The sequence below is a fragment of the Myroides odoratimimus genome (assembly GCF_030326305.1).
In the GTDB taxonomy this organism is placed as follows: domain Bacteria; phylum Bacteroidota; class Bacteroidia; order Flavobacteriales; family Flavobacteriaceae; genus Flavobacterium; species Flavobacterium odoratimimum_A.
In genome coordinates this window covers 67,962-90,724 of sequence record NZ_JACAKB010000006.1, presented here as the reverse complement: position 1 = coordinate 90,724, position 22,763 = coordinate 67,962, and the positions used below count along the sequence as shown (strand labels likewise).

Annotated in this window: 21 protein-coding genes; 6 read left to right on the top strand and 15 right to left on the bottom strand. The window is 33.8% G+C overall.

What is annotated here, in order from left to right:
- Positions 1-47: 47 nt before the first annotated feature.
- Both HX049_RS06750 and HX049_RS06745 read left to right on the top strand, forming a co-directional pair.
- Positions 48-905 carry an AraC family transcriptional regulator gene (locus HX049_RS06750; RefSeq protein ID WP_286415011.1) on the top strand — a complete coding sequence of 286 codons (858 nt, stop codon included), beginning with the start codon at positions 48-50 and terminating at the stop codon, positions 903-905.
- A gap of 159 nt (positions 906-1,064) precedes the next feature.
- A complete protein-coding gene (locus HX049_RS06745; RefSeq protein ID WP_286415009.1) occupies positions 1,065-1,793 on the top strand; it encodes an FAD-binding oxidoreductase in 729 nt (242 codons plus the stop codon).
- A 77-nt stretch (positions 1,794-1,870) separates the two neighbouring features.
- Here the strand turns inward: HX049_RS06745 and HX049_RS06740 are convergent, their stop codons facing one another.
- Both HX049_RS06740 and HX049_RS06735 read right to left on the bottom strand, forming a co-directional pair.
- Complete coding sequence (locus tag HX049_RS06740) at positions 1,871-2,503, bottom strand: response regulator (RefSeq protein ID WP_286415006.1); 633 nt, start codon at positions 2,501-2,503, stop codon at positions 1,871-1,873.
- Positions 2,496-4,457 (bottom strand): tetratricopeptide repeat-containing sensor histidine kinase, encoded by a 1,962-nt coding sequence (locus HX049_RS06735; protein ID WP_286415004.1) that lies wholly within the window; start codon positions 4,455-4,457, stop codon positions 2,496-2,498. Before HX049_RS06735 ends, HX049_RS06740 begins: the two co-directional genes overlap by 8 nt.
- Before the next feature lie 165 nt (positions 4,458-4,622).
- Between HX049_RS06735 and HX049_RS06730 the strand changes: the two genes are divergently transcribed.
- Positions 4,623-5,099, top strand: a complete 477-nt coding sequence (locus tag HX049_RS06730) for a hypothetical protein (RefSeq protein ID WP_286415002.1) — start codon at positions 4,623-4,625, stop codon at positions 5,097-5,099.
- Positions 5,100-5,282: 183 nt separating this feature from the next.
- Here HX049_RS06730 and HX049_RS06725 read toward each other — a convergent pair whose 3' ends face one another.
- From HX049_RS06725 to HX049_RS06670, 12 genes are all read right to left on the bottom strand, one after another.
- Positions 5,283-5,831, bottom strand: a complete 549-nt coding sequence (locus HX049_RS06725) for a DUF4269 domain-containing protein (RefSeq protein WP_286414999.1) — start codon at positions 5,829-5,831, stop codon at positions 5,283-5,285.
- 15 nt (positions 5,832-5,846) lie between these two features.
- Positions 5,847-6,179 carry an SMR family transporter gene (locus tag HX049_RS06720; protein WP_286414997.1) on the bottom strand — a complete coding sequence of 111 codons (333 nt, stop codon included), beginning with the start codon at positions 6,177-6,179 and terminating at the stop codon, positions 5,847-5,849.
- 60 nt (positions 6,180-6,239) lie between these two features.
- Positions 6,240-6,800, bottom strand: coding sequence for a Crp/Fnr family transcriptional regulator (locus HX049_RS06715; protein WP_286414995.1), 561 nt, complete (start codon positions 6,798-6,800; stop codon positions 6,240-6,242).
- Between the two features lie 22 nt (positions 6,801-6,822).
- Entirely contained in the window at positions 6,823-7,344 is a 522-nt protein-coding gene (locus HX049_RS06710; protein ID WP_286414993.1) for a GNAT family N-acetyltransferase, read from the bottom strand.
- Positions 7,322-7,888, bottom strand: coding sequence for an AAA family ATPase (locus HX049_RS06705; RefSeq protein WP_286414992.1), 567 nt, complete (start codon positions 7,886-7,888; stop codon positions 7,322-7,324). The genes HX049_RS06710 and HX049_RS06705 overlap by 23 nt, the downstream gene beginning before the upstream one ends.
- A gap of 345 nt (positions 7,889-8,233) precedes the next feature.
- Positions 8,234-9,031, bottom strand: coding sequence for a class I SAM-dependent methyltransferase (locus HX049_RS06700; RefSeq protein WP_286414991.1), 798 nt, complete (start codon positions 9,029-9,031; stop codon positions 8,234-8,236).
- 116 nt (positions 9,032-9,147) lie between these two features.
- Positions 9,148-10,557, bottom strand: a complete 1,410-nt coding sequence (locus tag HX049_RS06695; RefSeq protein WP_286414989.1) for a hypothetical protein — start codon at positions 10,555-10,557, stop codon at positions 9,148-9,150.
- Positions 10,558-11,238: 681 nt separating this feature from the next.
- Positions 11,239-12,261 carry an ACR3 family arsenite efflux transporter gene (gene arsB / locus HX049_RS06690; protein WP_286414988.1) on the bottom strand — a complete coding sequence of 341 codons (1,023 nt, stop codon included), beginning with the start codon at positions 12,259-12,261 and terminating at the stop codon, positions 11,239-11,241.
- A gap of 4 nt (positions 12,262-12,265) precedes the next feature.
- Positions 12,266-12,751 (bottom strand): DUF6428 family protein, encoded by a 486-nt coding sequence (locus HX049_RS06685; protein WP_286414986.1) that lies wholly within the window; start codon positions 12,749-12,751, stop codon positions 12,266-12,268.
- Positions 12,752-12,816: 65 nt separating this feature from the next.
- Positions 12,817-13,146 carry an ArsR/SmtB family transcription factor gene (locus HX049_RS06680; RefSeq protein WP_286414984.1) on the bottom strand — a complete coding sequence of 110 codons (330 nt, stop codon included), beginning with the start codon at positions 13,144-13,146 and terminating at the stop codon, positions 12,817-12,819.
- Positions 13,147-13,435: 289 nt separating this feature from the next.
- A complete protein-coding gene (locus tag HX049_RS06675) occupies positions 13,436-13,759 on the bottom strand; it encodes a GIY-YIG nuclease family protein (RefSeq protein WP_286414983.1) in 324 nt (107 codons plus the stop codon).
- A gap of 308 nt (positions 13,760-14,067) precedes the next feature.
- Positions 14,068-15,468, bottom strand: coding sequence for an NAD-dependent succinate-semialdehyde dehydrogenase (locus tag HX049_RS06670; RefSeq protein WP_286414982.1), 1,401 nt, complete (start codon positions 15,466-15,468; stop codon positions 14,068-14,070).
- A gap of 258 nt (positions 15,469-15,726) precedes the next feature.
- Here HX049_RS06670 and HX049_RS06665 point away from each other — a divergent pair, with 258 nt between their 5' ends.
- The 3 genes from HX049_RS06665 (at position 15,727) to HX049_RS06655 (ending at position 21,720) form a co-directional block, all read left to right on the top strand.
- Positions 15,727-16,068, top strand: coding sequence for a DUF6660 family protein (locus tag HX049_RS06665; protein WP_286414981.1), 342 nt, complete (start codon positions 15,727-15,729; stop codon positions 16,066-16,068).
- 80 nt (positions 16,069-16,148) lie between these two features.
- The gene (locus HX049_RS06660; RefSeq protein ID WP_286414979.1) at positions 16,149-20,498 is read left to right on the top strand and encodes a CusA/CzcA family heavy metal efflux RND transporter; all 4,350 of its coding nucleotides are present in this window, start codon (positions 16,149-16,151) and stop codon (positions 20,496-20,498) included.
- Between the two features lie 10 nt (positions 20,499-20,508).
- The gene (locus tag HX049_RS06655) at positions 20,509-21,720 is read left to right on the top strand and encodes an efflux RND transporter periplasmic adaptor subunit (RefSeq protein ID WP_286414978.1); all 1,212 of its coding nucleotides are present in this window, start codon (positions 20,509-20,511) and stop codon (positions 21,718-21,720) included.
- A 191-nt stretch (positions 21,721-21,911) separates the two neighbouring features.
- Here HX049_RS06655 and prmC read toward each other — a convergent pair whose 3' ends face one another.
- Positions 21,912-22,754 carry a peptide chain release factor N(5)-glutamine methyltransferase gene (prmC, locus tag HX049_RS06650; protein ID WP_286414976.1) on the bottom strand — a complete coding sequence of 281 codons (843 nt, stop codon included), beginning with the start codon at positions 22,752-22,754 and terminating at the stop codon, positions 21,912-21,914.
- Positions 22,755-22,763: the final 9 nt, after the last annotated feature.

Sequence of the window (22,763 nt, the reverse complement as noted above, 5' to 3'; positions counted from 1 at the left end):
ATTCTAAATAATTATAGTATATTTGTAGTCTATTAAATAACAATATAATGACTCATACTAACGATATTATCACTTACAGCCAGTCCCCTAAAGCCTTAGGTGGTATTTATGTAAAAGATCATACGCATATAGAGCAGAAAAAAGCTATCATTAACCATACCCATAGAGATGATTATTACGTGATTTCTATTGTAACTAATGGCGAGATGAGAATGGACTGTGAGATGGAAACATTCACTGCTTTACGCAATAATATACTTATCGTTAAACCTCATCAAATACACAATGTTAGACACATTAGTGATGACTTCACTGGTTATCTTTTAGGCATACAAGAGTATAGGATTCCTAACGATATCAATGACTTGTTATACACTCTACCTGAGAGTCAGCAACTTCTAAACATAGAAGAAGATGAGATGCAAATGCTTGCTACTACTTTTGAATTAATGAAGAAACACACTGCTAAGGATAGTCAACATAAGATGCAGATTATTAATGGACTATTCTCAACCGCATTGTACAGTATTTGTTCCCAAACAACGCATAATTTACAAAACAACGAATTAGGAGTTCAATCACAACCAACAGTGATTACAAGTAACTTTAAACGTTTAATCACACACCAGACACACCTGAACCTCCCTTCTTATTTTGCTAATGAGCTCAATATTACGACAGCACATCTAAATGACTGTGTGAAGAAAACAACGGGACAAACAGTTAGTTATTGGTTAAAGAAGTCCATACTAGACGAAGCCAAACGTTTACTTTACTATACGAATAAACCTGTTAAAGAGATTGCCTTTAATCTAGGTTTTGAAGACCATACATATTTTTCTCGTATGTTTAAAAAGCTAACTCTTCAAACTCCTTTACAATTCAGAGATACTGTAAGAGCTTAATTCTTTTTGTGAATTAAGCTCTTTTTTAATAAAACTTCTGTTCTACCTCTTTCTCCCCCACTAGCCGTTCTCCTCTTTTTATCCAATCTTCTCCTTTTAAAGTTTTACTCTTAAAGAACTGATTATTCAGACCTTTGTAACAACAAAAAAAAGAACAATATGCCAAAGATTCCCAAACTAATAGGTACGATAGTTAAGACAGCATGGAGTAAGATGTTCATCACTGTAACTGTCACTAAAAAAGAACAATTGACAAATGAATTATTGAAAATACGATTTACAGGAGATCTGTCAAATTCTAAATATGAAATAGGACAAGCGATACTAATCCAGATATCAGATACAGAATATCGCAATTACACTCCTAGTACCTTTAATAAAGAAGAGGGATACTTTGAGGTAATATTTCATCAAAAAGCCAAAGGACCTGGCACTACTTTTTTCAAAGAAATAACTGAAGGTTCTAAGCTTATTTCAAGTCTTCCTAGAGGACAAAATGTATATGATTCAAATACTTATTACCACTTCTTCTATGGAGATGATACTTGTATTGGTTTCTGTCAAGCCTTACAAGAAGCTATGAAAACAAACAATCACAAACTAGAGGGATTGCTCGAAATCGACAAAGCATCCACTGCATATGCGAATACTTGCTTACCTAATATGGAATTTATCCAGAAATCAGAAGATACAGAAGTGTATCCTGCGGTAGATTATCTAGATTCTATTGATCCATATCGATGGAACAAATTAATACATGGACAATTCTATTTAATGGGCAATGGCAAAAGCATTCAGAAATTCAGAAAAGCACTTAGAGCAAAAGGAGTGTCTTCTAATAATATAATTACTCAACCTTTTTGGGTACAAGGAAAAGTTGGCTTATAATAACTAGATTATAGAAATTAATGTCTATTATCCAATTCAATTTACTCAATAAACAGGCGACACCTACGGAGGACAAGTTAGATTAATTTGTTCTCCGTAGCTATTTTTACAAGTTCAAACATATTCTTTGCTTTAAACTTTTGCAGTAAATTCCTTCTATGGGTTTCTACAGTAATAACAGAAATAAATAGTTTATCAGCTATCTCTGCAGAAGTTAAGCCATTAGATACTGCGTGTAATACTTGCTGTTCTCTTTTAGTCAAACGAGGCAATTCTACAGGGTTAGATAATTGAGTCAACATAATCTCTTGTACTTTCTTACTCAAGACTAATTCTCCATTAATAGCTCTTTCTACACATTCGACTATTTCCTTAGCATCAGCATTTTTGAGAATATAACCATTACCCCCATTTTCTAAAAATCGAAAGATAATACTCCTCTCTTCCTGATTGCTTATACCTATCACTACAGTACTAGGGGATTTCTGTTTAATAATTTTACAAAAGTCCAATCCACTACCATCGTTGAGTACTACATCGAGCAATACTATATCTATTCTATTCTCTTGTACAAAATCAACTATCGCTCTCCCATTGCTAAAAAAGAATAATTGATACTTCTCACCTACTTGAAACAATGATTTCAATCCTTCTAAAATCATTGGGTGATCATCTACTATAGCTAAAGTAATTTTATTTTTACTACACATTACATTCTACATTTATCGTTGTTCCTTGCCCCGCTTGAGACTCTATAGTTAATGTTCCATTGATTAATTGTACCCTACTCTCTATATTTTTAATACCTAACCCATATACTACTTCGGTAGTGTCAAACCCTACTCCATCATCCTCTATTGTCAGAGTCAATAAGTCTTCGTTTTGGCTAATTTGTACAATCACATTATCTGCCTTAGCATATTTAATTACATTGCTCAATACCTCTTGTGTTATACGATATAAAACTAACTGTGTCTGAAAAGGAATAGTCGTGCTTATATTAAATGCTTCAAACTGGATAATCATTTTTTCATACGTCATAGACCCACACAGTTCTTTTAAAGCTATTTCCAATCCTAGATTTTTTAATGTCTCAGGCATTAAGTTTCTAGATATCCTTCTCATTTCTACAATAGACTTATCTATTTTATCCAAGAGTACACTTGATTCACTTGTGTCTTTAGAAGAAATAGACATCCTTATATTGGCTAGCATACCTCCCATACTATCGTGTAGATCTTGAGCAATGCGTTGTCTTTCTTGCTCTTCTCCTATTAATACAGCCTGAGAGGCTTCATACTTTCGCTTATTCTCTAAGTTTATCAATTCTTGTTTATGGCTTATATTGATCTGTTGATTTAGCTTTTGTTGATTTTTATAATTTCGAAAAACTAATATGGCTATGATTACACTTAGTACTAGCCCTATTGCTAAAAACAGCATACGCATATTTCTATTTTTAGCAATCAAAGCATCTTCCTTCTTTTCTTGCATTAATTGATTAATCGTCTTTTCTTTATCATGAGTATCGTGTATAATCTCTAATTCGTTCATCTTTTCCAACAGTTTTTGTTGTTGGAGGCTATCACCTAATACACTTGATTTCTTCATCCATTGATAAGCTTCTTTATAATCGCCTAACACCTCATTAACAGCAGCTAATTGCGTAAAAGTTATTTTCCGATTAACGGCTTCTTTACTCAAGATATTATCCTTTAAGATCTGTTCTAAAATAAGCTTAGCTCCTGTGTAATCACGCTGCATTAGATATACATTATAAACGCGAAAATAAAGCATTTGAGTTAGCTTAGGTTGTTTCATCTGTCTAGATAATTCTATCCCTTTATCTAAACTTACTAGAGCAAGTTTATATTCCTGTCTAGTGGTGTGATACATGGCTAATTGATAATAATAATTGGGATACTGTCTCGAATTAGGATATTGATCTATAAGTCGAGTAGCTTTATCTAAATACACCTTAGCATCAGAGCTATTAGCTTGATAACAATAATTACTCACTAAATTAAAGTAGGTAATCAAGTGAATAGTTCCCTCTTCTGGCAATTCCTTTAGTACTTCTAAAGCTTTAAAGTGGTACTCTTCTGCTTTATCAAATTGTCCCACTGACATAAAGGTCAGCCCTACTTGCGTATTAGCATAAGCTAGATATAACTTATTCCCTACCTTTTCACTTAAAGGTATACATTTCTCTGTTAGCATTTTTAGTAAGACTTCATACCCTTTATCCTCTACTTGCACGTATGCGTAGTTATACCAACTTCGAATTAAAACATCTACATTTTCCTTATCCTCCTTCAGGTCTTTAATCGCCTCTTCATAATATCGCCTCGCTTTGCTTTTACTCCCTTGATTAGTCTCATAAATCCCTTGATAATAAGCTATCACACCTTTAGACAACAAATGCTTATGAGGCGAAGACAATACCTTAGTCAGCACATCCTTACTTTTCACACTATCTGTAGGAGCATAAAACTCTGATAGAAACAAATAATTCTCTAATCTCGTCTTTTCATTCTTACTTGTCTCGATTTGTTTATTTATCTCTTTAAAGTAACCTTCTTCATCTAGAGGTAATAACTGCTGAGCATAACTAAAAGAAATGAATAAGGTAATAGAAATAAGTAGATAAAAGTTTTTCAACATGGAATAGCGTATTAAAATACAAATATCACAATAAAAACACATTCATCATTTACTATTCAAAAATTAATGGTAAACCATTAGAAACAGATTCATGGTATTCTGTGATTGTCATAAAAAGCCAATCTACTGATATTTGTAACTCACATATAAAACAAAACAAAAAACATGAAAAACTCAAAATTAAGAACTGCTTTTTTAAGTGTATTAGCCGTTTTAACATTAGGCTTATCTACTACAGCTTGTAGTAGTGATGATAATAGCACTGACAGCCCAGCTTTAGAAAAGAATACTTACAAAGTGACAGTATCCTTAACTAATGTAGGTGAGAATGATTTTGTTTCTCTAACTTATGCAGGAGGAACACTTAGCGGAAAGACAGATGTATGGAAAGTAAACGGTAAAGTTAGAACAGGTGAGTCTGCTATTAGTTTAGCGAAGAACGACTTCGGCGCTGGTACTAAAACGTATGTAATCGAAACTACTGAACCTATCAACGCTTTTGCTAATAGTGTACAGATTATTAACTATGGAGAGAGTTTACCAATCAACTATAAAATAGAAAAAGGAGGAAAAGTATTGGTTAATGAAGAACTAACTTTATCAGGAGATGGTAAAGACTTCTCTAAACAATACGCTTTCTAAAACATTCTTATTACTTTCTCAAGTATTGTTTAGTTACTAGAGCATCTTTATTATTAGTTGTCTAAGATGTTTACATGAGATGTTTGTTAACGATTACCCACTATAGGTGTTAGTACCTATAGTGGGTAATTTTATATTTAAGAAGATACTACATTCTAATAAATTAGCCCCACAATTCCTTTATTACCTTCTGTTTAACTCCTTATTACCATAAACTAATAAGCTATCATAAGGATTGCCAGTTAACCCTAATAACTGTGCAAAAGCAGGCTCTGTTTTTATCCCTGCTTTTTTCAGCTTTATTACTTCTTGCCTAAAGTTTTCTCCTTTCTCGTTTAAGATGACATATTCAATGAGCATATGTCGATAACCATTTTGTTCTTCTACAGGTCTAGGTTGAGCGAATAACTCTATAGGAAATTCTTCTATTGTAAAGTTGACTACTACAGTAAGCATACCTCCTATTTCTGCTTCTCTCAAAGTATAGTCTTCTATAAACGAAAACGAAAGTTGTACCGTTTGTATAAACTCCTCTTTATTCTGATAACAACAAGCAATATCTAAATCACTCCCTTCAATAGCAATATCTATCGGAAAAGTACCAATTAATACAGGATCAAACTTACGTAACTTATCCATTACTAATCCTTGTTCTAGTACCTCAGCTATTCGCTGTTGTACCTTGTTTCCTTCTTTTAGATAGCTCAGCTCTTTAAAATTAATATCACTCACTCTTCTATTTGTTATTTAATGTGCACTCATTTTAGAGAATACATTGATTACAACTACCCCAGCTATAATCAGTCCTAACCCTAACACAGCAGGTACATCTGGCTTTTGGTTATACAGTAGTATCGCTATCAAAGTTACTAAAACAATACCTACTCCTGACCATATCGCATACGCTATCCCCACAGGAATAGTGCGAAGAGTCTGACTTAGACAATAAAATGCAGCCGCATACATCACTACAGTCAATACACTAGGCCATAACTTAGAGAATTGTTCTGATGCTTTTAAAGCACTTGTACCTATTACTTCACAAACGATAGCTACTGCTAAAAATATAAAATTCTTCATATATCATTTATTTACGCCACAAAAATAGCCCTCAACAGAGGGCTACTTTTTTGATATATGTCAAATTCTTCTGATTCTACTCAGTGTTTCTTGGGAAATACCTAGATAAGATGCGATATTTCCTAAAGGAATTCTATTCACATCACTCCCTAGATCTTTTAATAATCTGTGGTATCGCTCTGTGGCAGACATAGTCTGAAGTTGAAAAGCTCTATCTTCTAACTCTAAACAGTAGTCTTCTGTCGCACGACGCATAATAAGATTTAGCTCTGGATACTCTTTAAAAAAGCGAAATATAACTTGGTTTGGAATCGCATGTACCACACAGTCTTCCATACATTGTATAAACTCAAGAGAAGCTTTGCTCTTATACATCTGATAAGTAGATCCCATGATCGTTTGTTCAAAAGCAAACCACACATCTATCTCTTGATCATTATGCATATAGAATCCACGCACAAAGCCTTCTTCTAAAACATAAAGACTACCTGACAGCTGTCCTTTTTTTAGTAAGTACTCCCCCTTTCTCTTATAAAATATCTGAGTATTTTTCTCCAAAGCCTCTTTACACATTGGTGATAAATACCCGTATTGCTCGAATAATCTAATTAACATATTCATAGCGTTCCTTCGTTATAGCCTTTTATTTCTCAAGTCTAATATACCAAAAATTTGGCACACCTTCATCTAAAAATGTATCGACTACTTTAAAACCTACTTTTTCTAACACATGTCTAGAGCCATCATTACCTACTTCAGAACTAGCATGTATCGGTAATGTTGTCAAATGTTTATCTGCATATGCTAAACACGCTTTTGCAGTCTCAGTAGCATATCCCTTACCCCATGCCTCGTAGATAAAGCGGTATCCTAAATCTAAGTATTCAGCCACTCCACTAGGTCCGTCTTTTAAATACTTAAATCCTGTCCACCCAATAAAAGTATTCGTTTCTTTCTCTATCACTGCCCACCTACCGATGCCGAAGTCTTCATATTGCTGACGAATAAATCTAATAACGCCGAGCGCCTCTTCTTTACTCCCTATCGGCTTCTTACCTAAGAACTCTAACACTCGGATATCTCCGTCTAAAGCCAATATTCCCTCTGCATCTCCTTCTTCTAAAGGGCGAATTATCACTCTATCAGTCTCTATTATTTCTTTCATTCTCTTCTTTTTTTAATTGATTCATTACGAAGGTTACGCGTTCATCTACTGTCCCTTTAGGTACCTCTATTAGGGTGTAACCATATCGTTGATACATTGTTTTCATTGTCTCATAAGTTGCCATAGCGATCTCCATATCCTGTTTACGTTCTTTGTCTTGTGTATATATTTCTTCCCATGGAGGTAAGATAAAGACAGTTGGCATATACTGGAGACTGGAGGCGATACTATGCTGTGCCTCACTTATATCTAATCCTTCTAATACGGCATAGCCTATACTATCGAGTATTCCTCTGTCCCATAATATAACCTCATCCGTTATACAATGTTCGTAAACATAAACAGACTGAGATAGCATCGCTTCATAAAATAATTGTTTATTCTCCCAAGGCAGTACATCACTACCCAAAGCTTGTTCGCGCTGGATAATAGCCCTCCCCACTTCAGGCATTACGGTATATCCTTGAGCTTCTAAGGCATGAAGTAACGTCGTTTTTCCGCTACCTGGGCCTCCTGTAAATATATAGAATCGTGGTATGTTCATGTATATAATATGGTATTACTCACTCTTATTAATAACCTCAACAAGAGCAAATCTGTTTTTACTGATACTTGTATTCTTAGGAAAAACGAAAAGCAATCACTGTAGTAGTACCTACACACTTTTCTAAAAATGAAGTCATTAAGATAGAAGACAACCTTAAAGTAGTAAGGCAAATTTACTCAAAATATCCTAATCCAAAAAAAACAAACGTATTACCACCTCACTATGGATATAGATATACACCTCATATTCTATTCACTCTATACTATAATATACGCTATATATAGACTCAACTATAGGCACGGATTATACTTTATTATCTCATATATATAATCCGCATCATACTTACTTTCCTGCTACGATAGCATAGACCAATGGCACTTTATCGCCAAAAGGAGCTATCTGAAACTTCTTAGGAGCTATCTCTACTACATGGTTAAAACAAGAATAAGGTGAATAATTATGTTCTTCGAAGGTCTTTATTTGCAATTGATGGTCTACTAAACTCTGTACCACCTCAGCAATACTGTGATTCCAGCTAACACTCTTTAACTGTACATCTGCACTTCTATCTGCATAGGTTCCGCTTTCTGTTTCTACAATATCCTCCACATTAAAGTAAGAGTACTCTACTTTAGTAAAGTCATAATCATACATCCATACAAAAGGGTGAAACTCTACAAAAACAAACTTACCTCCTGGTTTGACAAACTTAGAAACTACCTCAGCCCATTTATTCATATCTGGCAACCATCCAATAACCCCATAGCTGGTATATACGATATCAAACTGCTCCTCTAACACCTCTGGAAGTTGATACACATCACTACAAATAAATCGAGCATCTAGTCCTAACTGTTGAGCTAGTTCACTCCCCTTTTCTACAGCTTTATCAGACAGATCTACACCTGTTACATCTGCTCCCATTCTAGCTAACGAAAGCGTATCTTGTCCAAAGTGACATTGTAAATGAAGAATCTTCTTCCCTCTAACATCTCCTAACAAGTTTAACTCTATCTCATTTAGAGAAGTCTCCCCTGCCAAAAAATCTTTCATATTATAGAACTCAGAATCTACGTGCAAAGCCACCTTCTCATTCCAAGTTTTTTTATTGATCTCTATATAGTTAGTATTTGTGTCCATGATTAGTTTACTCTTTCTATTTTAAGAAAGCTAAAAATAATAATTCCAATTTATAAATCATCTACAGAGATGGTGTATTTTAAGGATATACAGAGACCATTAGTATAATTTTAGAATTACAACTCTTTTTTTATTACATCAACAGCATTATTTATAGAGTTTTTCCCTTCAAAATACTTTGTTTTTATCTCTTCAAACTTCTTTTCATCCTTTATTGTCTCTTTTAACGTAGAACATAGAAAATCATAGTTTGTAAAATCAGTCTTTGTCATAAGAATCTTTCTTAACCAACTCCACATCTGCATATCTCCAATTTCTTTTTGTATTGCCTCGAATAACAAAGGTGCATAGTAATACACATATAACTCTCTATTTAAATACTCTTCTTGAGACTTTATTTTACTGAATGGAATAACAGCCTCTTTAAACTTATCTAATGCATCTATCTTTCTAGATACTATCCCTTTATAAATATCCTTACCTAAGACATCCTTAGTTAATTGCCAAGATAGATATTCTGCAAATCCTTCACTCATCATATCTCCTAACTCTGAATTAAACACCTTATAAGTCCCAAAGTAATAATGTCCTAATTCATGTGCTATAAAAGGTCTAAACCAATTCTGTGTCTTAGGCTTAAAAATACTTTTCAATCCATTATTTCCCCAACCAATAGTATATATACTAGGATAAGATACAAACATCCAAGCATTGTTCTTGGAAGTAGGTGTAGTATTTATAAATACCGTTTCTTGTTCAAATGGAATACCGATATTATTGGTATAATAATTTTTAAATGATTCTATCAAATGCCCAAATTCTTTTATTTGACTTTCATCAATATCAGGATTTAATAAATAGGTATTATCAACTTTTGAATATTTATAGTCTCCACTAAAAATAGCTAATTCTTGAGGTACATCACTTTTAAAACGATGAGTTTGATTCTTCACAGGTATATTCCCATTAATATAAAGCGTAGTACAATCCTTACATGTTAACTCAATATCATATTTTACTTTGTCATAAATTACATCCTTATCTATATCGTATAAAACAGGATACCAACCTGATTGATTCCCATCTGCTCTAACAGAATAATTATTAAAAGCTATATTACCTTTCCAATCCTCTCTACTATAATTCTCTATAGTATCAGTAGCTACAGGAAATTTACCCACATATTTTATCTGCAAAGATTTAGGTAGAAACTTGCCTTTCTTAGTATTATCTGCAAAATAGTAAGCTAATGTTTCTCCTGTTGAAGTTGAATCGCTAAATGATTTATCTGCATAAATTAAAAAGTCATTTGGTTCCTTACTTCTAAAATGTAAAGGATTCATGCCTGAGTTTAAACGAATATAATAATTCTTTAGCTGCGGAATATCTGATAAAGTCAAGTCACATTCAAAGGTTCCTTCTTTAATAGAAATATTAACTTTTCCCGTTAATAAGGGTGCATTTTCTTGAGCAAATGAATACATTGATGTAAAGAAAATCAATACTAGTAAATATGCTTTTTTCATAATATAATTTAGATGTGTTTAGTATAGTCCAAGATAGATAAAAATAAAACACTGACAATTATAAAGTTATAAGATTAATAACATAAAAAACTTACTTCAATTAAATATAAATTCTAAATACAATAAACAACCCCATAACTTATAATAAACACATATTCTATATCCATCGTACTACTCTATTTTTCTAAACACATCCTGACACATCTTCATGACTATTTATCAATATAATTCTCTTCCAACTCAATAAAATCACAAGAGCTAATTCAAGAACAATAGCTGGATAATAAAAGGAGTATTCTTCGATAAACTATCTCTTTCCTCCACTATTCTCTAGGTATTGTCCATGAATTGTCCAAGGATTTCGCTACATACCCCATTTTTACTAGGGGTATAGCAGATATTAGTAAAGTATAAAAAAACAATAAAAAACAAACAAAACACTATTAATCAACAACTTAAAACAAAACACCATGCGAAAAAAATGATAGCTTTTTTTAAAATATTGGTTGTATAAAGATCAAAATAACTGCTTTAACTAAAAAAAGAAGGGTAAAAAAAGCTATTTACCATTAAAAAACAGTAAAAAGAAGAGAGAGAGCAAAAAAAGTACAAGTAGTTTTCTCGAATAGATACTATAACAAAAAGACGCAGTTCTGTGGTGAACTACGTCTCTATCTATATTTATTTTTGATAATATTTCTTTTGCCAATACAAGCTTAGTCTCACAAGAGCAATTAAAACAGGTACTTCTACCAAGGGTCCTATTACTCCCACAAAAGCTTGGGGAGAATGTATTCCAAAGACTGCAATAGCAATAGCAATAGCTAATTCAAAGTTATTTCCTGAAGCAGTGAAAGCGATAGCAGCATTGTGATCATAAGGTAATTTCATACGATAGTTCAACCAAAAACTGATGGCAAACATCAATACAAAATAAATGACTAAAGGAATACCTACTTGTACCACTTCCATTGGTAATTCTACAATCTGCTGTCCTTTAAAAGAGAACATCAACAGTATCGTAAATAATAAAGCATATAAGGTAAAAGGTGATATACGTGGAATAAACCTGTGATTATACCACTGCTCTCCTTTGTATTTCACCAAGTATTTTCGGCTTAAGAATCCTGCTAAAAATGGAATTCCTAGGTAAATCAAGACACTCTGTATCACTTCACTTATCTCTATATGTACATCATAAGTAGCCAAACCTAATTTGGCAGGAAGTACATTGATAAAAAGCCATACATACACACTGTAAAAAAGCACTTGAAACACACTATTCAGCGCTACTAGCATAGCAGCATATTCTTTATTTCCTTTAGCCAAATCATTCCAAACCAAAACCATCGCTATACATCTGGCCAATCCGATTAGAATCACTCCTATCATATAGTCCGGTTGATCCCTCAAGAAAATAATAGCCAACACAAACATAAGAACAGGACCAATCACCCAATTCAGTAGTAAGGATGAAGTCAATGCCTTTTTGTCCTTAAATGCCTTAGGTAATAAGTTATAATCCACCTTAGCTAATGGAGGATACATCATCACAATCAACCCTATCGCTAACGGAATATTAGTACTCCCTATAGAGACATATGCCATAAGATCTTGAATGCGGGGAAAGAAATAACCGACCCCGACACCTAATATCATGGCCAAAAATATCCAAAGGGTAAGGTAGCGATCTAAAAATTTCATCCTTTTATTTCTCATCCGAACAACAATCGCTATTAGGTGAACAACAAGATTCTGCTTTTAAAGAAGACAGAGCTACTTTAGGTTTAGATACAGGTATACCACATGCATCTTCTGCTAAACACGCTGTCAAGGTATTTTGTAATACAAAGTGCTTATTAGTTGTATCAAAACCAAGATTATATTTACCTATAGTCGACTGCTGGTATTCTACTTCTACTTCAGCATCAACGATAGATAACAAACGCTCTGACAACTCTATTATATGCAATAATTTCTCTGCTTTCAGTTGGTGATCATAATCCTCAGCTAACCACAACTGGAAACTTACTTTCTGTTCATGTCGAATAGTACCTCCACAGTCAATAAATTTTTTATCAATCTGACCTACTTCTGTAATATGAAAATGCGAGGGCACACTATTACCGTCTTCTAATTTAAATACTACGTCTTGCATGGTTGCTAACACTTTTTTTACTTCTGATAATTTCATATTTCTAAATTTTAATACTTATTATTACATCGTAATATTACGATACGTTAGTTTAAAAAAATGCCTTAACAGCATTCGTTATTTTGAATAGATTGTGCAAAGAATAATCCAAATTCTTGAGCAAATTCATTCCATACAGCATCATCTATACAATAACAGACAGACTTCCCTTCTATACTTCCCTTAATAAGACCACTGTTTTTTAACTCTTTCAGATGTTGAGATATGGTTGCTTGTGCAAGACCTAATTCTTCTACTAAGTCATTACAGATACAGGCTTTCTGATTAATGATGTACTGAAGAATAGCTAATCTGGCTGGATGCGCTAGTACTTTAAACATACTCGCTAACCGATTCTTTTTCTCGCTAAACAATTCTGCTTTTGTAATTCCCATAATCTGTCCATTTAATACATCGCAATATTACGATACATTATTGAAATAGCAAAATATTTTAATTACATAAACCATTTTCTATTTAGAGGTAATATATATGCAATCAATATCCTGTAGAGACGCAATACTTTGCGTCTAACATACAGAACTTCAATGAATAACATAGTAAAATACTATTACAGTTAAATGTTTGACTGTAAAATATCTCTCCTAAAGTATAAAACTTGCTCCCAAAAAAAGCGTTCAAAATAGCATTCTTAGCAATATTAAGAAGAATATAGCTAATAAATTAAAGAAGCAATGTAGTAAACAAAGGATTAACTGACCTTATTAAATTTAGCTTTCTTTCTCTCTTCCATCCCTTTAATTCCTTTTCACGAGCAATAGCATTCAATATCCAAGTATACTTTTCAAAATAGACTAAATCTGTAAGCTTATACCTAGCTGTAAAATTTTGTTTTTTAGTTCTAACAGATTGGATATGCTCATCTATACGGCGTGTAAGATTATTAGTAACTCCTATGTAAAATGTAGTTCTATACTTATTTGTCAAGATATACACATAATAAGTATGATATCCATTAGGGCTATTTTCATTATAATCTTTATACATAATACTTTTTTCAAGTAGCATGCACAAAATCAATGCCGTTCAACAATAATTTAATTAATTATACAGAACTAATATAATGGGATTCTTCGCTACGCTCAGAAAGACATAGTGAGTGGATTAACTAACCACACAGTATGTCATGTTGAGTGAAACGAAACATCACACTAGTAATTATACACAGTATTTAGCAGAGGATATATTCTTTTAAAATACCATGTTCTTTGATGGTATAAATTTATTAACCAATAAAAAGAGGATGTTCTATAAAGAACACCCTCCACTTAAACAATTAAAAGTACTTATTACTACTAATAAGCTTTATCTATATCAGTTACTCTGATCAATTTCTCATTGACGAATTCATGGATACCGTATTTCGCTTGTTCTCTACCATACCCTGACTTCTTCGTACCACCGAAAGGTAGTTCAGGTGAGATACCTGTCACATGGTTGATATACACCATTCCGGTAGCAATCTGACGAGCGACCTTCACTCCTCTTTCTTTATTCTCTGTGAACACACTACCACCTAATCCATAATCTGTATCATTAGCTAATGCGATAGCCTCTGCCTCATTCTCTACTTCATAAATCATAAATACAGGGCCGAATATCTCTTCGCTATAAGCATCCATACCTTTCTTGATACCTGTTAGAATAGTTGGTTCCATAAACCATCCTTCTCTGTCTAGTTTATTCCCACCATAGACTAACTTAGCGCCTTGTTCTACAGCTTTCTTTACTTGTTTTAATACATCTTCTCTAGCCTTTTCACTGCTTAGAGGTGCTAACTGAGTATCAGCTGACATAGGATCCCCTACTTTCACTTTTTTCACTTGTTCTGTCACTCCCTCAATAAATGCTTTCGCTAATTTCTTATCTACTATAAGACGTTTAGGCGATACACATACTTGACCTGCATTCCATAGTCGACCTTCTACAGCACCCTTAATTGCTTTCTTAAGATCTGCATCATCTAGTACTACAAAAGCATCACTACCGCCTAACTCTAATGTCGTTTTCTTAATATGTTTACCTACTGCTGCTGCTACACTTGATCCTGCAGGCTCACTTCCTGTAAATGCTACAGCTTTCACTCTAGGATCACCGATAATTGCTTCTATAGATGCTCCTGGTACAAATAAATTAGTATATACTCCATCAGGCAGACCACATTCTTTAAAGATCACTTCCATAATCTCTGCACACTGAGGGATATTAGAAGCGTGTTTTAACACCATCGTATTTCCTGCCATAAGATTAGGAGCAGCAGAACGAGTAATCTGGTAGAATGGGAAGTTCCATGGCTGTACACTAAGAATAGTCCCTATAGGTTCTTTACTGATAAATGCTTCTCCGTGTGGAGTGTTTATCTTTTCATCTGCTAATAAGGTTTCTGCATTAGTAGCATAGAAGTCAAAAATGTCTGCACATAATAATACTTCTCCTATCCCTTCACTGTGTAGTTTACCCATCTCACGAGTGATTAAAGCTCCTAATTCTTCCTTACGTGCTCTGAAAGTTTCCGCTACTTTATGAATAATAGCTGCTCTTTCTTTTATCGTTGTTTTGCCCCATGTTAGAAAGGTCTTATCCGCTTTAGCTAAGATCTTATCTATTTCTTCAGATGACATAACAGGATATACTTTTTCTTCTTTTCCTGTAGTTGGGTTAATTGTTTTAATACTTGATTTTATCTGTGTATTCATAATTATATTTTTTTAAGTTCATACTAATTTACTTAATTGAAAATGAAACACTTAAAAACTTATGTTAAAAACCTAATACTGAAGAAAATATAACAAATATAAGTCTGAATAACACAAGCCATTCTTATAAAACAAAGGCTGTTGTACTATAAAAAAATAGTCTTACTAATCTACCACTACCACATTAAGCTATGCAACACTGTTGCAAAGACATAGCTTATGTTTTATCATTTCATCTCTTTCTACTATATTTGTCTTATGAAACAGTTCAAAAGCATATTAAACTTATTCCTATCGCTAATATTCTTAGCGATAAGTTTCTATCCATGTGCGGATAGTTATGCTGCTGTACCTATGTCTCAGAATACGGAGTCTATTCATTTAACTTCAGTTGCACAAACTGATCTAGACATAGATCACGATGCATGTTCGCCTCTGTGTAGCTGTTCTTGCTGTGCAGTGTCTTTAACCCTTGCAGAAGTGATAGATGTAATAGAGCTTCTACCGTCAAAAGACAATCACAAAGATCCTATTAATCACAAAGATTCTGTGATTAAGATGGAATACCCTATCTGGCAACCACCTAAGATAGTGGCATAATTACTTCATAGACTTAACTTCTCTAACCTTTCGTTAATAGAAGTCAAACACACTTATTTACATTTAATACTAATACTATCATGTTAGATAAAATCATACATTTTAGTATCCGTAACAAGTTTATCGTGGGACTATTTGTTTTAGGGTTAATCACTCTTGGCACTTATTCTGTGATGAATTTGCCTATGGATACTCAACCTGATATAACCAATAATCAAGTTCAAATTATCACTAGTTCTCCTACACTAGCAACACAAGAAGTGGAACAATTCATAACCTATCCTATCGAGCAGGCTGTAAAGCCTATTCCTAATATAACAGAACTTCGCTCTATCAGTAGGTTTGGACTAAGTGTGATCACTGTAGTATTTACAGAAGACACAGATATATACTGGGCTCGTAATCAAATATCTGAAAAATTAAAAACAGCTGAAGAAGTAATTCCTAAAGGAGTAGGAACACCAGAACTAGCTCCTGTGAGTACAGGACTAGGTGAAATATATCAATATGTGGTATATCCTAAAGAAGGCTATGAAAACAACTATAATAGTATGGATCTGCGTACTATACAAGACTGGATTATCAAACCACAACTGGTAGGTGTAAAAGGTGTAGCTGAAGTAAATACTCTAGGAGGTCAATTAAAACAATACGAAATAGCGGTAAAACCAGACTTGCTAAATAGCATGAATACCTCTATTCTTGAAATATTTAACGCACTTGAAGCCAATAACGAGAATACGGGAGGTGCTTACATAGACAAAAAACCTTATGCTTACTTCATCCGAAGTGTAGGTATGGTGAAAAGCATAGAAGACATCGAACGCATCGTAGTTAAAAATAATAATGGTACTCCTGTACTTATCCGCGATGTTGCAGAAGTACGCATCGGGAGCAGTATTCGATATGGAGCTGTGACTAAAGACGGAAAAGGTGAAGATGTGAGTGGTATGGTGATGATGCTCAAAGATGCCAATACACAAGAAGTGGTCAAAGCGGTAAAAGAAAGAATCACTCAAATAGAAAAAACACTACCTGAAGGGGTAGCAATAGAACCTTTTATAGATAGAACTAAATTAATAGATAAGACAGTTAGCACAATACAAACAAACCTTATCGAAGGAGCTCTGATTGTCGTATTTGTACTAGTATTGCTTTTAGGAAACTGGAGAGCAGGGCTAATCGTAGCTTCTGTTATTCCATTGGCTTTATTATTTGCTATCTCTATGATGAAGTTATTCGGAGTAAGTGGTAACTTAATGAGTTTAGGAGCGATTGATTTCGGATTAATAGTCGATGGTGCAGTTATTATTGTAGAAGCCATCGTACATCGACTCCACGCTGGAAAAAATAGAGTGCTCACCCAAGACGAAATGAACAATGAAGTATATACTGCTTCGTCTAAAATAAGAACAAGTGCTTCATTCGGTGAAATTATTATCTTGATTGTGTACTTACCTATTTTAGCACTAACAGGTATTGAAGGAAAAATGTTTGGCCCTATGGCCATGACGGTGTCATTTGCTATTCTAGGAGCATTTATCTTATCGCTTACTTATGTACCTATGGCCTCTTCGTTATTCTTATCAAAGAAAGCAGGAAAAGAAAAACCGAACTTTAGTGATAAGATTATAGACAAACTATACAGTTGGTATAAACCTCTATTAGAAGGTGCTTTTAAAATAAAAAGAATTGTTCTAGCTATTGCATTTGGATTATTTGCCATTGCTTTATTTGTCTTCGGTCGTATGGGAGGAGAGTTTATTCCTACTCTAGACGAAGGAGATTTAGCTACACATATTATCATTTCATCTGGTAGTTCATTATCTCAAGAAATAGAAACTACGACTAAGGCAGAACAGATTCTAATGGAGCGCTTCCCTGAGGTAAAAATGGTGATTTCAAAAATAGGGAGTGCTGAGATTCCTACAGACCCAATGCCTATGGAAGCTGCCGATATGATTATTATTTTAAAAGAGAAAAAAGAATGGACATCAGCTAAAACCAAAGAGGAACTTATTTCTCTAATGGAAGAAGCGCTAGAAGAAATACCAGGAGTAACGACAGAGTTCTCTCAACCTATCCAAATGCGTTTTAACGAACTAATGACCGGAGTAAGAAGTGATGTAGCGATTAAAGTGTTTGGAGATGATCTAGATCGCCTAGCGAGTATAGGAGACGAGATAAGTGGTCTAATCTCAGGTGTACCTGGTGTAGCTAGTACTAAACTAGAAAGAGTAAGTGGATTGCCACAGATATCTATTAAATATAATCAAGATAAACTTGCGTTATATGGACTTAGCATATCTGAAATCAGTCAAGTCGTAAGAGCTGGTTTTGCAGGAGAAACCGCAGGAGTAGTTTATGAAGGAGAAAAGAGATTTGACCTAGTCGTACGCTTAGAAAGCAATTCTAGACAAGATATTGAAAACCTAAGAAATATGTTTATCCCATTAGCGAATGGGCAACAGATTCCATTAGGACAAATCGCTAATATCGACTTTGAAGACGGTCCTCAGCAGATCAGTAGAGAAGATGGAAAAAGACGTATTGTATTAGGATTTAATGTTCGTGAACGAGATGTAAAAAGTGTGGTAAATGACATTCAAGCCATCTTAGATAAAAAACTAGATATGCCTGATGGATACTTTATCACTTATGGAGGACAATTTGAAAACTTAGTGGAAGCAACAAACCGATTAATGGTAGCTGTACCAGTAGCTCTAGCATTAATATTTGTGTTGTTATACTTTACTTTTAAATCAGTAAAACAGTCCTTGATGATCTTTACTGCTATTCCTCTTTCTGCTATTGGTGGAGTAGCTGCATTATGGCTTAGAGATATGCCATTTAGTATCTCAGCAGGAGTTGGATTTATCGCACTTTTCGGAGTCGCTGTATTAAATGGTATCGTACTAATCGGTCAGTTTAACTCACTTAAAAAAGAAGGTATGGATTTATATGAAAGAATAATAGAAGGAACTAAAATACGTCTACGCCCTGTATTACTTACAGCAGCTGTAGCTTCTCTAGGTTTCTTACCAATGGCACTGAGCACTAGTGCTGGAGCAGAAGTACAAAAACCCCTAGCTACAGTAGTTATCGGAGGGTTAATCTCTGCAACTATCTTAACGTTAATCGTCTTGCCTATTATCTATTACTATGAAGAAAAAGGATTGGGAATAGGCAAAAAAAATAAAACCATAGTAGCTTCTACTCTATTATTACTAATAGGGATAGGTACACAAGCACAAGAAGTCAAAAAACTTACATTACAAGAGGCTTTAGAACTAAGCGTAGCAAATAATAAAGGAATAAAAGCGGCAGAGTATAATACAATTGCTCAAAAGCAAATGATAGGAACGTACTTTGACCTAGCTAAAACAGATATCTCAACAGGTTTTGGGTATTTAGACACTAAAGAGAAAAAAGACATTACTTTGTCTATTTCTCAATCTTTCTCTCCATTCACCTATGGAAAGAAAAAGTCTGTTCTAAATAAGGCTTACGAGACAGCTGTTATCCAACAGCAAGGAACTATTAATGTTACGGAGTATGCAGTAAGACAAGCTTGGGAAAACTTATTATATGCACTTTCAAAAGAAGTATTACTCAAAGAACAAGCAGACTTATTAAAGGATTTTTCTAGATCAGCTAAGCTTCGTTATGAAACAGGTGAAACAACACTAATGGAAAGTAATGTAGCTTCTGCTAAAGAACAAGAGTTAAGAGTACTTATCACACAAAATAAAACAGGGATAGACAACGAAACTTCTAAACTTAAAGCTCTATTAAACCTAGAGGAAGATTTCATCCCTATGAACACTGATATTGTATATGACAAACACGAGGCGGACGTTGACTTCGATTTAAGTTTAAACAACACTATTCAGCTAGCAGAAAAAGAGATCGAAACAATAGAAGCAAATAGAAAACTAGAGAAGGCAAACTTCTTACCTGACTTCTCATTAGGTTATAATATAAAATCTGATTCAGGAACTGTAATAGGGAGTAATGGACTACCTGTCACTTATGGTAAAGAATTGCGTGTACCGAGTTATACAATTGGGATTTCTATACCTATCTTCTTTGGTAGTCAAAACGCTAAGGTAAAAGCGATGAAGTATGAAATACAACAAGCTACAGTGCAAAAAGAATACCTGCACAAACAGTTAGAAGAAAATGTCCAGCAACAATTTGACATTATCAAAGCACAAGAGAAAGTGATCGATTACTATCAAGAAAATGCTTTAAAGAACGCTGCTCTTATCAAAGACCACGCTAAGAAATCTTATAATAATGGGGATATCTCTTATGTAGAATACATTCAATCCGTAGAAACAGCACTAGCGATTCAGATGAATTACTTAGATGCTATTCTACAGTATAACCTAAGTCACAATACCCTACATTATTTAGTAAACCAATAATATCAGAGAAATGAAAAAGTCGATTATATTTTTATCAATAGCTACAAGTATTCTATTCTTTAGTTGTAAGAATACTGAAGAAGACCATTCTGGTCATGATCACGAAAACGAAAAAACAGAGAGTACTACAAAAACAGAAGCGAAAGAAGAATCTGCTAATAAAGAGGTAGAGCTCAACCAAGCTCAATACACTGCTTCTAACATTCAGCTTGGACAAATACAGCAAAAAAACTTAAGTGATGTCATTAGAGTAAATGGTAATACTGAGCTTCCTGCGCAAAGTCAGGCTGATGTATCTTCTTTTTTAAGTGGTACAATCACAAATATCAATGTGAATCTAGGAGACTATGTAAAAAAAGGACAAACTATAGCTACTATAGATAGTCCTGAATATATTCAGCTACAAGAGGAATACCTCGTTTCTAAAAACACATTAGAATATTTAGAGCTAGAGTATAAACGTCAGCAAACTTTAAGAGCAGAGAATGTCAACTCTGAAAAGACATATCAGAAGACTAAATCAGACTTAAATATAGAACGCGCGAGATACCAATCTTTAAGCAATAGACTAAGCTTAGTTAATACAGCTCCTGGGTCTATTTCTAAATCGTTGAGAATAGTATCTCCAATATCAGGTAATATAGCTACTATACCAGTCAAAATAGGTACTAATGTTATGGCGGGGCAGTCTCTATTTACTATTGTAGATAACTCTAGAATTCACTTAGATTTATTAGTGTATGAAAAAGACATGCCTTTTATCAAAATAGGACAAAAGGTCTCTTTTAACTTTACTAATATCAATAATTCAGAGGTAACTGCTACTATTTTTAGTATCAATAAATCTTTTGAACCTGGTACTAAAACCGTAATCGTACATGCTAATATTGACAATGTACCTGAGACTCTGATACCTGGACTCTATGTAAATGCATTAGTACACATCGGAGAAAAAACAGTAGATGCTCTGCCTAATGACGCGATTGTAAAAGCAGATGGACGTGAGTTTATTTTCATCCTAGAAGAAGCTCATAAAGAAGAGAGTGGTATGTCATATCACTTCCAAAGAATAGAAGTAAAAACAGGAGTATCAGAATTAGGATATTCACAAATATCAATCTTACAAGATATTCCTAAAGACAGTCAAATAGTGTTATCTGGTGCTTATTATATCCAAAGTCACTTGATCAAAAACGAAGGAGGCGGTGGACACGCTCATTAATCTAGTTATAACAAATAAAGGCTATCATATCGATAGCCTTTACTCATTCATATATCATGCTCTACAGAATCTTATTATTGCTTAGTTATAATCTCATCAGAATTGCGTACAATACTCCATAAATACAGCAATTATTCGGCTATATACAGCAAGAAAATATTTAGTATTTATAATAGTACTCCTTTACTCACTTATAGTTTAATAGCTTTAATCATTCTATCATTCCCTACCATATCTTTTCTTAACTCTACAGCTGTGAAATCAAGTGATTCAAACAATGTTTTAGTTTCCTCTCCTAAGTATTGGTTAATCTCATAGAATAACATACCTCCTGTTTGTAAGTTGTTATTGGCTAGATGAGCTATTTTTTTATAGAATATCAGAGGATCATTATCTTCGACGAATAGAGCTAGATGAGGCTCATAATCTAATACATTCTTTTTTATTTCAACTTTTTCTAAGTTGCGTACATAAGGAGGATTAGACACTATAATATCATACTTACCCTTCAACTTTTCAAGTTGTAATACATCTTGTAAAACCGTTTCTACAGCCACTCCATTACTTACTGCATTCTGTTTTGCTACTTCTAAAGCCTTATCAGAAACATCCATTAAAGTAACTCTAGCAAGAGGTAATTCATTTGCTAGTGTTATCCCTATACAGCCACTCCCTGTTCCAATGTCTAATATTCTAACAGGTTTAGATGAATTGACGCTATTTATTATCCATTCTACTAATTCTTCTGTCTCTGCTCTCGGAATAAGAGTAAATTCATTTACCTTAAAGGTCAATCCGTAAAAATAGGCTTGTCCAAAAATATATTGAATTGGCTTTTCTTGTTTTAATTCTTCTAATACAGATTCCCATACTGCTACCTTATCTGTCTGCATTGTTGGATTCATAACTAGATCAATTCTAGTCTTCCCCTCTATTTCTTCTAAAGCAATCAAAAATAATTGCTCCGCTTCCACAGCATCATAAATAGGAGTTAAACTCTCTTTAAAACAGGATTGGTAGTACTTTATCTGCATAGTATTCTT